13 protein-coding genes and 1 riboswitch are annotated in these 14,606 nt (G+C 36.6%); of the genes, 4 read left to right on the top strand and 9 right to left on the bottom strand.

Annotation, left to right across the window (positions count from 1 at the left end; genetic code table 11):
- Positions 1 to 86 precede the first annotated feature (86 nt).
- Genes MHB70_RS00905 through MHB70_RS00895 form a run of 3 tightly spaced genes read right to left on the bottom strand, consistent with a single transcriptional unit; the run spans position 87 to position 2,637 of the window.
- Positions 87 to 941: a MetQ/NlpA family ABC transporter substrate-binding protein gene (locus MHB70_RS00905; protein ID WP_000721581.1), complete on the bottom strand. Its 855-nt coding sequence runs from the start codon at positions 939 to 941 to the stop codon at positions 87 to 89.
- A 21-nt stretch (positions 942 to 962) separates the two neighbouring features.
- Complete coding sequence (locus MHB70_RS00900; RefSeq protein WP_001261855.1) at positions 963 to 1,628, bottom strand: methionine ABC transporter permease; 666 nt, start codon at positions 1,626 to 1,628, stop codon at positions 963 to 965.
- Entirely contained in the window at positions 1,618 to 2,637 is a 1,020-nt protein-coding gene (locus tag MHB70_RS00895) for a methionine ABC transporter ATP-binding protein (RefSeq protein ID WP_000622986.1), read from the bottom strand. Before MHB70_RS00895 ends, MHB70_RS00900 begins: the two co-directional genes overlap by 11 nt.
- 124 nt (positions 2,638 to 2,761) lie before the next feature.
- Positions 2,762 to 2,866: riboswitch (SAM riboswitch) on the bottom strand.
- Positions 2,867 to 3,107: 241 nt separating this feature from the next.
- Here MHB70_RS00895 and MHB70_RS00890 point away from each other — a divergent pair.
- The gene (locus MHB70_RS00890; RefSeq protein ID WP_000844920.1) at positions 3,108 to 3,671 is read left to right on the top strand and encodes a cysteine hydrolase family protein; all 564 of its coding nucleotides are present in this window, start codon (positions 3,108 to 3,110) and stop codon (positions 3,669 to 3,671) included.
- A 249-nt stretch (positions 3,672 to 3,920) separates the two neighbouring features.
- Here MHB70_RS00890 and pruA read toward each other — a convergent pair whose 3' ends face one another.
- The 6 genes from pruA to MHB70_RS00860 all read right to left on the bottom strand — a co-directional run bounded on the left by pruA (position 3,921) and on the right by MHB70_RS00860 (position 12,665).
- Positions 3,921 to 5,468 carry an L-glutamate gamma-semialdehyde dehydrogenase gene (gene pruA, locus MHB70_RS00885; RefSeq protein WP_000259542.1) on the bottom strand — a complete coding sequence of 516 codons (1,548 nt, stop codon included), beginning with the start codon at positions 5,466 to 5,468 and terminating at the stop codon, positions 3,921 to 3,923.
- A 153-nt stretch (positions 5,469 to 5,621) separates the two neighbouring features.
- Positions 5,622 to 6,392: a TSUP family transporter gene (locus MHB70_RS00880; protein WP_061529451.1), complete on the bottom strand. Its 771-nt coding sequence runs from the start codon at positions 6,390 to 6,392 to the stop codon at positions 5,622 to 5,624.
- A gap of 95 nt (positions 6,393 to 6,487) precedes the next feature.
- Entirely contained in the window at positions 6,488 to 7,684 is a 1,197-nt protein-coding gene (locus MHB70_RS00875; RefSeq protein ID WP_000717024.1) for a CamS family sex pheromone protein, read from the bottom strand.
- A gap of 16 nt (positions 7,685 to 7,700) precedes the next feature.
- A complete protein-coding gene (gene ligA / locus MHB70_RS00870) occupies positions 7,701 to 9,710 on the bottom strand; it encodes an NAD-dependent DNA ligase LigA (protein ID WP_061529452.1) in 2,010 nt (669 codons plus the stop codon).
- Between the two features lie 15 nt (positions 9,711 to 9,725).
- Complete coding sequence (pcrA, locus tag MHB70_RS00865) at positions 9,726 to 11,975, bottom strand: DNA helicase PcrA (protein ID WP_001149618.1); 2,250 nt, start codon at positions 11,973 to 11,975, stop codon at positions 9,726 to 9,728.
- Entirely contained in the window at positions 11,976 to 12,665 is a 690-nt protein-coding gene (locus MHB70_RS00860; protein ID WP_000272083.1) for a heptaprenylglyceryl phosphate synthase, read from the bottom strand.
- A 306-nt stretch (positions 12,666 to 12,971) separates the two neighbouring features.
- Between MHB70_RS00860 and MHB70_RS00855 the strand changes: the two genes are divergently transcribed.
- The 3 genes from MHB70_RS00855 (at position 12,972) to MHB70_RS00845 (ending at position 14,594) form a co-directional block, all read left to right on the top strand.
- Complete coding sequence (locus tag MHB70_RS00855; protein WP_000812337.1) at positions 12,972 to 13,349, top strand: YgaP family membrane protein; 378 nt, start codon at positions 12,972 to 12,974, stop codon at positions 13,347 to 13,349.
- 218 nt (positions 13,350 to 13,567) lie between these two features.
- Positions 13,568 to 14,413: an SPFH domain-containing protein gene (locus MHB70_RS00850; RefSeq protein ID WP_000660691.1), complete on the top strand. Its 846-nt coding sequence runs from the start codon at positions 13,568 to 13,570 to the stop codon at positions 14,411 to 14,413.
- A gap of 16 nt (positions 14,414 to 14,429) precedes the next feature.
- Positions 14,430 to 14,594: a toxin-antitoxin system HicB family antitoxin gene (locus MHB70_RS00845; RefSeq protein WP_001085171.1), complete on the top strand. Its 165-nt coding sequence runs from the start codon at positions 14,430 to 14,432 to the stop codon at positions 14,592 to 14,594.
- The last annotated feature ends 12 nt before the right edge of the window (positions 14,595 to 14,606 follow it).

Raw genomic sequence — 14,606 nt, 5'->3', positions numbered from 1 at the left:
ATTAGGGTTTTGTTTGTTAAGTAGATTATATGTTGAACGAACTAACAGCGGAGGGGTTCCTTCTATTAGTTCATTAAACCCAATGATTATTTTACGATTTTTTCAAGCTCCTCAAATGAAAGATCTACTGAAATTGAACCATCCTTTGTTTCTTTCTTAACTGCATCTGTTACTTCTTTTGAATGATATAATTCAATTACTTTTTTCAGTGTTGGATCGTCTTTATCTTTCGTACGAGCTGCGAAAATATTAATATAAGGCTTCGCATTTTCATTCTTTGGATCTTCTAAGAAAATAGGATCCTTCGCTGGATCTAATCCAGCTTGACCAGCCACACCGTTATTAATAACTGAAGCAGCTACATCTTTTAATACACGAGGTGTTTGCTGTGCAATAACCGGTGTAATTTTTAACTTCTTCGGATTTTCAGCGATACCACTTGGATCCCCAAATAGACCAAAATCTTTTTTAAGTTTCAATAACCCCGCTGCATCAAGAAGTTTTAATGCACGTGCTTGGTTCGTTGGATCATTTGGAATAGCAATTTCTGAACCATCTGGGATTTCATTTGCTTTCTTATATTTTTCAGAGAATAAGCCCATTGGTGCAATTTGTGTTGTACCGACAGCTGTAATATCTAACTTATGCTCCTTTTTAAATTGCTCTAAGAAAGCAATATGCTGGAATGAGTTTAATTCAATATCTCCATCAGCTAACGCTTTATTTGGCGTTGTATAATCAGAGAACTCAACCAGTTTAATTTTAATTCCTTCTTTTTCAGCTTTTTTCTTCAAAATTTCCCAAACGTCTCCATCCGTTCCAGTTACACCGACGCGAACTACTTTCTCTTTTGCTCCTGCACCTGTGTCTCCACCCGAGCAGCCGCTTAGTGCTGAAATTCCTACAATCGCTGATAATGCAAATGCTAAAATTTTCTTCATTTTCTTTTCCCCTCTTCCTTTTTATGATCTGCGTAAAAACACTTTCGCAAAGTAGTTTCCTAAATTTTGAGCTATCTGTACGAGAATAATAAGTAAAACGACCGTTACGAACATAACTGATGTATCAAAACGTTGATAACCATATGTCATCGCTAAGTCACCAAGACCACCACCACCGACAAGCCCAGCAACTGCAGAAAATTCAATTAAACCAACTGTCATAAACGTAACACCTAAGATCAATGGTGCTAACGCTTCTGGCACGAGAATTTCAAAAACAATTCTAAGTGGTGAAGCGCCCATCGCTTGTGCAGCTTCAATTACTCCTTTCGGAACTGAGACAAGATTTGTTTCAACCATTCTAGCAATACCAATAGATGCCACTAACGTCATTGGGAAGATTGCTGCCGCTGTTCCAATCGTCGTTCCGATCACGCTTCTTGTTAGTGGGCTTAAAGCTACTAAAAAGATAATGAATGGAACTGGACGAATTGTATTAATGATGACGTTAAGAATAGAAAAAACCCATTTATTTTCTAAAAAATTACCTTTTCTCGTTACATATAAAAGTAAACCTAGAGGTATACCAAGAATTATAGCGAATATAAGGGTTACAATTACCATTAAGAGGGTGTCCCCCGTCGCATCTAATATGCGAGGCCAAAATATACTCCAATCAACTCGCATGAGCTTCTACCTCCTTCAGCTTCACTTGCAGTCTTAAATGTTGTAATGCTTTTTGAATTTCCTTCTGTTCACCTTGCAATTCTACAAGAAGATTTCCAAATAGCACATTTTGAAGTTCAATAATATTTCCGTACAGTACATTTACATCGACGTTATAGTTTTTTGCGATATATGATAGTACCGGCTGTCCTGTCTCCTCACCAGTAAAAGTTAAGCGATAAATCTGACCACCATTTTGAATTTTCGCTAGAACACTTTCTGGCAAGTGGTCATTAATAACAGAACGTACAAAGTTTTGAGTTGTCTTTGTTTTTGGTTGTGTGAAAACATCAAACAGTTTTCCTTCTTCAATAACTTTTCCCTTCTCCATTACAGCTACACGGTGACAAATTTCTTTCACAACATGCATTTCGTGTGTAATAAGAAGAATTGTTAAATTATATTCACGATTGACTTTCTTTAATAAGTTTAAAATCTCTGTCGTTGTTTCTGGATCTAAGGCTGATGTTGCCTCATCACATATAAGTATATCTGGTGATGTTGCAAGTGCCCTAGCAATCCCAACACGTTGCTTTTGTCCGCCTGATAACTGCTCCGGATAATAGTTTGCTTTATCTTCTAGCCCTACAAACTTCAGCAGTTCATTGACTCTTTCTTTTATTTCATTCTTTGGTACTTTCGCTAACTTTAATGGATAAGCAATATTCCCAAACACTGTTCTTGAATTAAATAAATTAAAACTTTGAAAAATCATCCCAATTCTTTGTCTAAGTTTCCGTAATTCTTTCGTTGATAAGGATGTAATATCTTTATCATCTATTGAGATCGTTCCTGCAGTCGGTCTCTCTAACATGTTTACTAGGCGTAATAACGTACTCTTTCCAGCACCACTAAATCCGATAATGCCAAAAATTTCGCCCTTCTCAACTGATAATGTTACATCCTCCACAGCATGAACAGATTGCCCACCTGATTCATATACTTTACTTACGTTATTAAAAGAAATCATTTTCTTCCCTCCTATATGCTGTAAAAACTGGAAGTAGAGCTTTCGAGGTAAAATAAAAAGTGCTCTCCTTCTTATCAGTAATAAAAGATAAGAAGGAGAGCACTTATATGTACTCGTTCACATCTTCTCATCTTCCAAGCCTATAAAGACTTGCTGGAGTTAGCACGGTATTAAAAAACCCGTTGCTGAGGTATCGTAGGGCCAGTCCCTCCACCTCTCTGGATAAGAATGTATCGATTTAATTGTCGTTTAATTAATTCTCATTATAGAACTCAGAATAGTGAGAGTCAATACATTTTTTAGAAAAATATTAATTATTTCTTTATTAAAATTTTCAAATAAAAATTCATAATAAAATAGTAATCTTGAAGGTTATGTAAAATTCTTCTCCCTCATATTTTTTAAAAGGATTATTTTTTCTATGAATTGAATACTATTATTTGAATATGAAATCAGAGGAAGGTGAATATATGAAAACAGCTCTATTACTCGTTGATATCCAAAATGATTATTTTCCAAATGGAAAGATGGAATTGCGCAATCCGGTAGAAGCAAGTGAGTATGCCAGTGAGCTACTAAAACACTTTAGAATGAACGGCGGACCTATTTTTCATATCCAGCATGTAGCAATAAAAAATGATGCTACTTTTTTCCTACCTAATACAGAAGGTGTCCATATTCACGAGAATGTCCGTCCGCTTAGAGAAGAAACTGTTATACTCAAACATTATCCAAATAGCTTCCGAGAAACTAATCTTTTAGAACAATTACAACGTTTAGACATTGAACACATCGTCATATGCGGGATGATGACTCATATGTGTATTGATGCTACCGTAAGAGCTGCTTTTGATTTCGGCTTTCATTGTACCGTTATACACGATGCTTGTGCTACAAAAGATCTTTCTTTTAAGAATGCTACTATACCAGCTGTTTATATTCACAATACAATTTTGGCCAGTTTAAATGGAGTATATGCAAATGCAATGAGTACAGAGGAATTTTTGGTTACAAAAAAACACTCCATTCAGTGAGCAAAACCGAAAAGAGTGTTTCTTGTCAAACCATAGATTTTCTTTCAAATTGTATTATACAGGAAATTCTTAAAATGAATACTAAAAAATGTGACTAATAAATCAACTTTTCCCGTCACTTTATTTCTATTTACATGTTTATCCCGCTATTAATAGGGTTTAGCTCGTCCTCTTCGAATAATAGTAATATATGGGATTCTAATTTAAAAGGAGCTCTTCACATTCTGTGAAAAGCTCCTCTACTATTTCTTATAAAGTTTCAGAAGTAGTTTTTGCTTGCATGTGAAGTGCTAAGTAATCTGGGCCACCAGCTTTAGAGTCTGTACCAGACATGTTAAAGCCACCGAATGGTTGGTAACCTACGATTGCACCAGTACATCCACGGTTAAAGTATAAGTTACCTACGTGGAAGTCTTCACGTGCTTTTTCAATATGGTCGCGGTTATTAGAAACAACTGCTCCTGTTAAACCGTATTCTGTATTGTTTGCAATTGCAAGTGCATGATCGAAGTCTTTTGCTTTACAGAATGCTACTACTGGTCCGAAGATTTCTTCTTTCATTAAGCGAGCATCTTCTGCAACATCAGCAACGATTGTTGGTTGGATGAACCAGCCTTTAGAATCGTCTCCTTCGCCACCTGCTAGGATTCTACCTTCTTCTTTACCAATTGCAACATAGCTCATTACTTTATCGAATGCAGCTTGGTCATTAACAGGACCCATATTTGTACCTAATACAGCTGGGTTATCAACTGTTAATTCTTTTGTTAATTCAACAGCACGATTTAATACGTGATCATATACATCTTCGTGGATTACAGCACGAGAACATGCAGAACATTTTTGTCCTGAGAATCCGAATGCTGATGCAACGATAGATTTAGCTGCTAATTCAAGATCTGCTTCTTTATCAACAACGATTGTATCTTTACCGCCCATTTCAGCGATAACACGTTTTAACCAGATTTGACCTGGATTTACTTTCGCTGCACGCTCATAAATGCGGATACCTACATCACGAGATCCAGTGAAGCTTACGAAACGTGTACGAGGATGATCTACTAAGTAGTCACCAACTTCAGAACCATTACCTGGCACGAAGTTTACTACGCCAGCTGGTAAGCCAGCTTCTTCTAATACTTCCATGAATTTCGCAGCTACTACAGGAGTTGTACTAGCTGGTTTTAGTAATACTGTGTTACCAGAAACTAAAGCAGCTGTTGTCATACCTGCCATAATTGCGAATGGGAAGTTCCAAGGAGAAATGATAACACCTACTCCTAATGGAATGTAAGAGAAACGATTATATTCAATTGGACGGCTTTCTACTGGAATACCGTCTTTCAATTTCAACATTTGACGAGCATAATATTCCATAAAGTCGATTGCTTCCGCTGTATCAGCATCTGCCTCATTCCATGGTTTACCTGCTTCTTTTACAAGGATAGCAGAGAACTCATGTTTTCTACGACGAACAATTGCTGCAGCACGGAATAAAATGTCTGCACGCATTTCTGGTTTTGACTTTCTCCAAGTTTGGAATGTTGCATCCGCTACTTGCATTGCTTTTTCAGCTAATTCACGGCTTGCTTTTGAAACACGACCAACAAGTTCCTCTTTATTTGCAGGGTTTACAGAAACAATTTTATCTTCTGTAGTGATTTTTTCTCCCCCAATAATTAATGGATAGTCTTGTCCAAGATAAGATTCTACTTTCTTTAAACCTTCTTCAAACGCTAATTTGTTAGCCTCTACTGAAAAATCTGTAAATGGCTCATGTTTGTATGCTACTACCATTCTTTTTAGCCTCCCCTTAGAAAAACGTTTACATTTTACAACATTATTCTACACGATAATTTAGATTTATTCAAATATTCCTAGACTTATATTTTAAAAATTAATAAATTTTTAAAATATAATAAAAAAAGAGATTCATACATGCGTATGAATCTACAAAATATGAGTATATTCCAAAACATTTTTTCCGATCAATAATATAGTAACTAATAAAAATAAAGTCCTTACATATCCAACGCCTTTTTGAACTGCAAACTTCGATCCAAAATAAGCACCTAAAATCATTGATAATCCCATAATAATACCGTATTCAAAATGAATTATATCTAAAAATAAAAAAGTAATTAAAGATACGATATTACTAACAAAGTTCAAAAGTTTTCCAGATGCCGCTGCTTGAATAAAATCCAAACCTATTAATAAAAATGCAAAAATTAAAAATGATCCTGTCCCTGGTCCAAAAAAACCATCATAAAACCCTATCATTAAAATAACAAAGAAAAATATTAATGTTTTCCTTTTCGTCATCTTCTTATAGGTAGATACGCTTCCCCAATCCTTTTTTGCAATAATATAAATGGCAATAAACACCAACATTACAAGTACTAATGGACGTAAAATATCCGGTGGAATAAATTTTACCACTAAAGCACCTGCGACCGCTCCAATAATAGTTAACGGGATTAACTTTCCTACAATTTTAAAATCGACTTTTCCTGATCGAATAAAATAAGTTGCACTCGTAAACGTCCCCATCGTTGCAGCTAATTTATTCGTTGCAATTGCCGAAGCTGGTGACAAACCGACAAACATTAGTGCAGGAAGCGAAATTAATCCTCCACCTCCAACAACTGAATCAATAAAAGCTGCTAAAAATCCGAATGCAATTAATAAAATAATGACTTGAAGACTTAGTTCGTCCATGACCTTTACCCCTTATCCCCTTATTTATAACATTTAAAATTATAACAAAATTCCTCAAGAAAAAAAGCTGTTCCTTTGTGGAACAGCTTTTATCTTTAATCTAAAATTTTTACGAGTGGCTCATCTTGCTTCGCTTCACGTATAATAATCGCTTCTGGACGTTCTACAGATTTAATCGTTACTTGTACTCTCATATAATTTGGGAAGTATTCCATAACAAGCCCTGCTACATATTGTGTAAAACCAATTATTTCCGCTTTTCCATTAAACTGGACAGGAATATCCAGCTTCATTTCTTTTAATTCCTCGTCTCTATACATACCAGTACCGATAACAGCGGAATAATCGCCTTGGAAATAATCGCTTAGTTTTGCTTTGAAGTTAGATACCCTTGCAAGATCTTCACGCTTATTGTCTGTTTTTGCTTGTTCAGACGGGAACAAATAGTATTTCTCGTTAATTTGTTTCCAATCTTCAACCGTTTCACTACCTTTTTCCACATTAGCATAAGAAACAAAGTTTCCTGGCACAAGTGCAGACTTTGGAGATTGACGATAAATCGCAAATGTAATCGGAACGTTTTTTATGTCGGGCTTTTTTTGGTGCATAACTTTCAAGATTTCTTGCGCCATTTTTTTCCCTTCAGCTAACATTTTTTCGTCCTCGATTTTAGCCTCACGCGGATAACCATGCTCTTCATTAAAATATTGAACAGAATTCATTGCTAAACCAACTACAATACCACCAAGTTCAACATCTTTATCGCCTTTTTTCACATAATAATTATGCTCTAAAATATTTGAAATATATATTGGATTTTTTTTATTTTTCACTTCTAGTGATTCTGATCCTTCGCCTAACGCTGGATTGAGCCCTATATTCGGAAATTTAACTGCATCTTTTTTTAATTTGCTCTCTAGTTCCTTTTGTTCGGCATCTGTACGCTTTCTTTTTACAAGCATTTTTACGGTTTGATCATCTAGAGTACTTCCACCTTTAAAGAAATAATCTTTCGTATTAAATGATTCTTTTGCAATACGCATTAATCCTGTTTCAAATTCATCTATATCAAGACGATTATTTAATCCCTGCACAACTAATCCACGTGCAGATCCTGCATCAAATGGAACAGTCGTCTTATAATATTCATCCGAAATAGCATACTTCGGAACGACTGCTTGCTCTTTTGCTTTCCCTGATTTCTCAGCCACTTTTTCATCTTTGTCGGCACCTGCGCTACAACCACTTACAAGTAGGCCAAGACTTAATACCGCTAATGCTATTTTTTTCATGGTAAGTTTGCACCTCTTACTTATTTAGCTCTTGTAAGAACCTCTCTTCATTCCAAACTTCAACATTGTGCTTCTCTGCTTGCGCTAATTTTGAGCCAGCAGCTTCACCAGCAACAACTAAATCCGTACTTTTACTAACACTTCCTGTTACTTTTCCACCTAATGCCTCAATCTTCTTCTTCGCTTCACTGCGTCCCATCACTTCTAATTTCCCAGTTAAGACGACAGTTTTCCCTGCAAAGTAAGATTCAACATTTTGTAAATCTGCACTTTTTATGCCTTTGTATGTCATGTTCACGCCATACTCTTTAAACTGTTGTAATAGCTCTAATACATCTTCATTATCAAAATATGTTACAACGGATTGCGCCATTTTTTCTCCAATTTCATTAATTGATTTTAGCTCTTCTTCCGTCGCTTTCACAAGTGCATCCATCGTTTCAAAATGCTCTGCAAATGTACGTGCTGCTTTCGCCCCGACATGGCGAATTCCAAGGCCAAATAATAATCGCTCTAACGAGTTTTCCTTCGAATTCTCAATTGCTTGTATTAAATTTGTTGCTGATTTTTCACCAAAACGCTCTAGCTGTAGTAATTGTTCTTTCGTCAATGCATATAAATCTGCAAACGTACGAATATAATCTGCATCAAAGAGCTGTGTGATGACACGCTCGCCAAGTCCGTCAATATTCATTGCATTTCTTGAAACGAAATGAATTAATCCCTCGCGAATTTGGGCAGGACAAGTTGGATTTATACAACGAAGTGCAACCTCTTCTTCTAAACGAACTAGTTCACCCTCACATGCCGGACAATGCGTTGGCATGCGGTATTCTTCTTCCTCACCAGTACGCTTATCAAAAATAACGTTCACAACCTCAGGAATAATATCTCCAGCCTTTTTCACAACAACGTAGTCACCAATTCGAATGTCTTTTTCACGAATTAAATCCTCGTTATGTAAGGAAGCACGACGAACGATCGTACCAGCCACTCGTACTGGTTCTAACTCTGCAGTCGGTGTTACAACCCCTGTACGGCCAACACTTAATTCAATGCCCGTTAATCTCGTTACAACTTCTTCAGCCGGGAATTTATAAGCAATCGCCCATCTTGGACTCTTTGCAGTAGTTCCTAGGCTTTCTTGAAGAGCAACATCGTCTACTTTTATAACGATCCCATCAATCTCATAATCAAGATTCGGACGTTTTTCCTGCCATTCTTCTACATAAGCTATAACCTCTTCAATTGTTTCACATGTACGGCGATTTGGATTTGTCTTAAACCCCAGTTCACCTAAGAAATCAAGTGATTCGCTATGCGATGAAATTGTTTTTTCTTCTACATTTGCAAGACCATATACAAACATGGATAGGTTACGCTTTGCTGCAATTTTCGTATCAAGTTGACGTATTGAACCTGCTGCCGCATTACGCGGATTCGCAAATACATCTTCACCGTTTTGCTCTTTTTCTTCATTTAGTTTAACGAATGAACGCTTCGGCATATAAGCCTCGCCTCGCGCTTCTAACGTTACCTCTTCATTTAATCGAAGTGGAATTGCTTTAATCGTTTTCAAGTTTTGGGTAATATCTTCACCTGTTATACCATCACCACGTGTTGCACCTTGAATAAAGCGTCCTTTTTCATAATGAAGTGAAACAGCAAGTCCGTCAATTTTTAATTCGCATATATATCTTACATTCGCATCATCAATTCCTTGACGTACTCTTCGGTCAAAATCACGCAAATCTCCTTCGTTAAATGCATTTCCTAAACTTAACATCGGTGACTTATGCGTTACTTTTTCAAATATATCAAGAACAGTTCCCCCAACGCGCACGGAGGGAGAGTCTTCACTCATGAACTCTGGATTCTCTGCTTCTAATTTTATAAGCTCCTGCATATTACGGTCATACTCCGCATCAGAAACAGAAGGATTGTCTAATACGTGATATTGATAGTTAAATGTATTTAACAAATCACGTAGTTCTTCTATACGCTTTTTTGCTATCTCTTTTGACATATCCTCATTCCTTTCCTATTGTTTCGTCACAGGTGCAAATTTTGCTAATAAACGTTTAACACCAATCGGGCTTGGGAACGCGATATCTAATTCTTTTGAATCACCTTCGCCTTTTACACTTACAACTGTACCGACTCCCCATTTTTGGTGGGAAGCTTTATCGCCTACTGCCCAGCCAATTTGCTCGCCGCCTGTTGTCTTAACAGCCGGACGTACGAAAGCTGAACGAGAGCGTGTTGTTGTTGCCGCAGCTCCTGTCGTTCTTCCTTTTGCACTAAACGAAGTTTCACGCTTCGGCGCTGTTTCATTTAATGGTTCCACCAACTCTGCCGGGATTTCTGTAATAAATCGAGATGCTGCATTCATACTTGTCCTACCAAATAAAGTACGCATTTGCGCATTCGATAAGTATAATTCTTCTTCTGCACGAGTAATACCTACATAAGCAAGGCGACGCTCTTCTTGCATTTCATCTTCTTCCATAAGAGAACGCGTATGCGGGAATATTCCTTCCTCTAAACCAACGATAAAGACTACAGGGAACTCTAGCCCTTTTGCTGAGTGCATCGTCATTAAAATAACTTCTTCACCAGCAGTTGGATCTTCATCTACACGATCAATATCCGCGACAAGAGCTAAGTCTGTTAGGAATGCAACAAGGCTCTTATCTTCACTTTGAGATTCGAACGTTTGCGTAACAGATAAAAACTCATCTAAGTTTTCTAAACGGCCTTCTGCTTCTAAAGAACGCTCATTTTTCAACATCTCGCGATATCCTGTTTTTTCAATGACTTCTTCTACTAATTCTGTAACAGATAAGTACTCTTGCATATTTACCCAGTTGTGTAGTAAACTTGCGAATTCTTTTACTGCCTTTGTAATTTTTGCACTTACACCAACATGCTCAATTTCATCAAATACAGCCGTTAATGAAATTCCGTTTTGCACACCGTAATTAATAATTTTATCGATAGAAGTCGCACCAATCCCGCGCTTCGGCATGTTAATAATACGTGCGAAACTAATCTCATCATCAGGATTCCCAATTAAACGTAAGTACGCCAAAATGTCTTTAATTTCTTTACGGTCGTAGAACTTCGTACCGCCGACAATTTTATAAGGGATATTAGATTTCAGGAAAATCTCCTCAACCATACGAGACTGAGCATTCGTACGATATAATACTGCAAAGTCAGTATATTTTCGGTTACCCATTTGAATATCATCACGAATTTTTTTCGCAACAAAATACGCTTCGTCCTTTTCAGTTGCAGCACGATAATACGAAATTTTGCTCCCAACTTGGTTGTCTGTCCATAATTTTTTCGGTTTACGATTCGTATTTTTTTCAATAACAGCATTGGCTGCATTTAAAATATTTTGTGACGAGCGATAGTTTTGTTCTAACAGAATAACTTGCGCATTCTCATAGTCTTTTTCGAATGACAAAATGTTAGAAATATCCGCACCACGCCAACGATAAATAGACTGATCTGAGTCACCCACAACACAAAGGTTTTTAAAACGTGTTGCTAAATGTTTAACAAGAAGGTACTGTGCTTTGTTCGTATCTTGATACTCATCCACGTGAATATATTGGAACTTGCGCTGATAAAACTCTAGTACTTCTGGAACACGTTCAAATAGCTGAATCGTTGTCATAATTAAATCATCAAAGTCTAATGAGTTATTTTTCAAAAGACGTTTTTGATATTCTGTATATACATCGCTCGTTAATTTTTCATATGGATCAGCGATTGTAATTTTTTTTGCATATTTATCTGCAGATAACAGTTCATTTTTCGCATTACTAATGCCGGCTAAAATAGAGCGCGGCTCAAATTTCTTCGGATCAATATTACGCTCTTTCATAATTTTTTTGACTACAGTTAACTGATCGCCTGAATCTAAGATTGTAAAGTTACGATTAATACCAATACGATCGATATCACGTCGTAAAATACGTACACACATAGAGTGGAACGTAGAAATCCAAATATCTTCTGCTTCTGGTCCGACAAGTGTATCAATACGCTCGCGCATTTCACGAGCAGCCTTATTTGTAAAGGTAATAGCTAGTACATTCCATGGCGCTACACCTTTTTCACCAAGTAAATATGCAATACGATGTGTTAACACACGTGTTTTACCACTACCCGCTCCCGCCATTAATAGTAGCGGTCCATTCGTTGTTTGCACTGCTTTTTGTTGCTGTGGATTTAAACCATTTAATAACTTATCCGTCATACTCATATACGCCTGCACCTACTCTCCTTTTACTGCTTTAACTGTTTTTAACGCCGATTTTATATCATCATAAATAACATTTCCAACAACTACTGTATCGGCATACTGCGCTACTTCTTTCGCTTGTTCTGCATTAGAAATGCCACCGCCATAATATAAATTAGCTTGTTTCAATTCTGCTTTTACATTTTTAACAAGTTCAATATCTCCATACGTACCGCTATATTCTAAATAGAATATCGGTAAATGTAATAGCTTGTCTGCTAAACGCGCGTATGCAATAACGTCATCTTCTGTTAAATCACATTTTGCATCTGTAAGCTGGGCTACTTTCGCTTCAGGATTTAAAACACAATACCCTTCCATGAAAATTTCGTCCCAGTCCATAATATCCCCAAATTCTTTCAATGCCTCGTGATGAACACCTGTTACCCATTCTACTTTTCGGCTATTTAATACGCTTGGGATGTAATAAAAATCAAAGCCTGGTGTGATTGCTTCCACATCAGAAACCTCTAACACGCAAGGAACTGCATATCTACGAATGCTAACTAGCATGTGTAATACGTTATCAATTGTAACTCCATCACTTCCGCCTACAATAACAGCATCGGTTCCAGACTCACAAATCATTTCTAAATGTTCATCGCTTAACTCCTTATTTGGATCAAGCTTAAATACATGTTTCCATCCGGAAATATCGTACATGAAAACACCCTTTCTTTTCTCTAGTTATATCTATGTCTGTTCAAAATAACAGTTAATTTGCATCAGGATTTTTTAAAATTCCTTTTAAATCTCCTCTTCCCTATTTGTTCAAAAAGAGGATCTAGTTTTAAACTTCTTTTTGTGCATTCTTTCATTATAACAAAAAAAGCTACTTACACACACGCCCATTCCAACATCTTTTTTAACGTCAAATGTTGGATTACATATCACAAAAATCACATGGAATACTAATAAAAGAAATAGTATTTGCTATTTCGAAGTTCATCAAAAAGGAGTGTTTTTCAAATGAAGCAAAACATCGGTACAATAAACGCTCTAATTCGAATTACACTCGGACTTATCCTCTTCGGTTGTAGTACAGCGAAACTCGTACGCAAACCGTGGTGCACTTGGTCTAAAGTTTTACTATGGATTGGTGCCATGAAAATTGCAGAGGGGATTGTTCGTTTCTGCCCTATTGCTGAAGTATGTAAATTTGGAAAATACATGAGTATGGGCGCATTTAAAATGCCTAGCATGAATTTTACTGAAAAAGGACATGCTAAAGAAGAAGTGAATCAAACTTCTACCCATGACAAACCAAAGTCAAATGGAAGTTACGACTCTTCTGACAAAGAGATTGAGTCAGCGATTGAAGAAATAATCCTGGCCAAACCGCTTTGAATCATTTGTCACGATGCAAGATGCTCTCAAAGGGACTTAGCTGCTGCAGTGGGCGGTTAAGTCCTCTTTATTTTACCACAAAACAGAACATACATTCTTTTTTCATCCCTAACACGTACATAAAAGATACCAAATAAAAAAATTCAGAAAATTAGGTGTGAACCCCTTGCTTAAAATGATATAAAAATGATATCATTTTTATATCAGGAGGCGATCATATGAAAGAAAAACAAGTATTTTATGTAAATGGGTTTCTGGGTGTTATTGGAATTTTAGTTTTAGCCGCTATCGGTGTATTTTGCCTTGTACAAGAAATGTTTGTAATAGCTATTTTAGCTCTCATATTAGCATCTGTTTTGGCTACAGGCATCGGTATCGTTCAACCGAATCAAGCGAAAGTTATTACGTTCTTCGGTAATTATTTAGGAACAATTCGTCAAAACGGTTTATTTTTAACAATTCCATTTGCATTCCGTCAAACTGTATCTTTACGTGTTGAAAACTTTAATAGTAAGAAATTAAAAGTAAATGATATTGAAGGAAATCCAATTGAAATTGCAGCTGTTATCGTATATAAAGTGGTTGATTCTGCAAAAGCAATGTTTGGTGTTGAGCATTACGATCGATTCGTAGAAATCCAAAGTGAAACAGCAATCCGCCACGTTGCAACAAAATATCCTTACGATAATTTCCAAGATGAAACTTGTATTACGTTACGTGGAAATACTGAGGAAATTTCAGAAGAGCTAAAACGCGAATTAGAAGCGCGTCTTGAAATCGCTGGTGTAGAAGTATTAGAAACTCGTTTAACGCATTTAGCTTACGCAACAGAAATTGCCCATGCAATGCTACAACGTCAACAAGCAAAAGCAGTGTTGGCTGCTAGAAAAGAGATTGTTGAAGGTGCTGTGAAGATGGCCAAAGATTCAATCCATATGTTAGATGAAGAAGGCGTACTGGAACTCGATGACGAGCGTAAAGCAAATATGGTAAATAACTTATTGGTTGCCATCGTTTCAGATAAAGGTGCGCAACCAGTTATTAATACAGGAAGCCTATATTAATAGGTTGTAAATAATAATGGCTAAAAAGAAAAGCTTTCCATTACGTATTGATCCTGAATTACACGCAGTCATCGAAAAATGGGCGAATGATGAGTTTCGTAGCGTCAATGCACACATCGAGTATTTACTTCGAGAAATGGCAAAGCAAAAAGGAAAATTGAAAAAAGATAAAGATGCATAAAAATCCCGCTGA

This window comes from Bacillus sp. FSL M7-1020, from assembly GCF_038050415.1.
Lineage (GTDB): Bacteria > Bacillota > Bacilli > Bacillales > Bacillaceae_G > Bacillus_A > Bacillus_A toyonensis.
The sequence above is the reverse complement of the archived record's forward strand: the minus strand, read 5'-3'. Positions and strand labels throughout refer to the sequence as shown.

Excerpts from the sequence above, each read along its gene's own strand:
- MHB70_RS00880 (WP_061529451.1), bottom strand. The coding sequence starts at position 6,392 with ATGGACGAACTAAGTCTTCAAGTCATTATTTTATTAATTGCATTCGGA.
- pruA (WP_000259542.1), bottom strand. The coding sequence starts at position 5,468 with ATGGTAGTAGCATACAAACATGAGCCATTTACAGATTTTTCAGTAGAG.
- MHB70_RS00905 (WP_000721581.1), bottom strand. The coding sequence starts at position 941 with ATGAAGAAAATTTTAGCATTTGCATTATCAGCGATTGTAGGAATTTCA.
- MHB70_RS00895 (WP_000622986.1), bottom strand. The coding sequence starts at position 2,637 with ATGATTTCTTTTAATAACGTAAGTAAAGTATATGAATCAGGTGGGCAA.
- MHB70_RS00890 (WP_000844920.1), top strand. The coding sequence starts at position 3,108 with ATGAAAACAGCTCTATTACTCGTTGATATCCAAAATGATTATTTTCCA.
- MHB70_RS00855 (WP_000812337.1), top strand. The coding sequence starts at position 12,972 with ATGAAGCAAAACATCGGTACAATAAACGCTCTAATTCGAATTACACTC.
- MHB70_RS00845 (WP_001085171.1), top strand. The coding sequence starts at position 14,430 with ATGGCTAAAAAGAAAAGCTTTCCATTACGTATTGATCCTGAATTACAC.
- ligA (WP_061529452.1), bottom strand. The coding sequence starts at position 9,710 with ATGTCAAAAGAGATAGCAAAAAAGCGTATAGAAGAACTACGTGATTTG.
- MHB70_RS00900 (WP_001261855.1), bottom strand. The coding sequence starts at position 1,628 with ATGCGAGTTGATTGGAGTATATTTTGGCCTCGCATATTAGATGCGACG.
- MHB70_RS00875 (WP_000717024.1), bottom strand. The coding sequence starts at position 7,684 with ATGAAAAAAATAGCATTAGCGGTATTAAGTCTTGGCCTACTTGTAAGT.
- MHB70_RS00860 (WP_000272083.1), bottom strand. The coding sequence starts at position 12,665 with ATGTACGATATTTCCGGATGGAAACATGTATTTAAGCTTGATCCAAAT.
- MHB70_RS00850 (WP_000660691.1), top strand. The coding sequence starts at position 13,568 with ATGAAAGAAAAACAAGTATTTTATGTAAATGGGTTTCTGGGTGTTATT.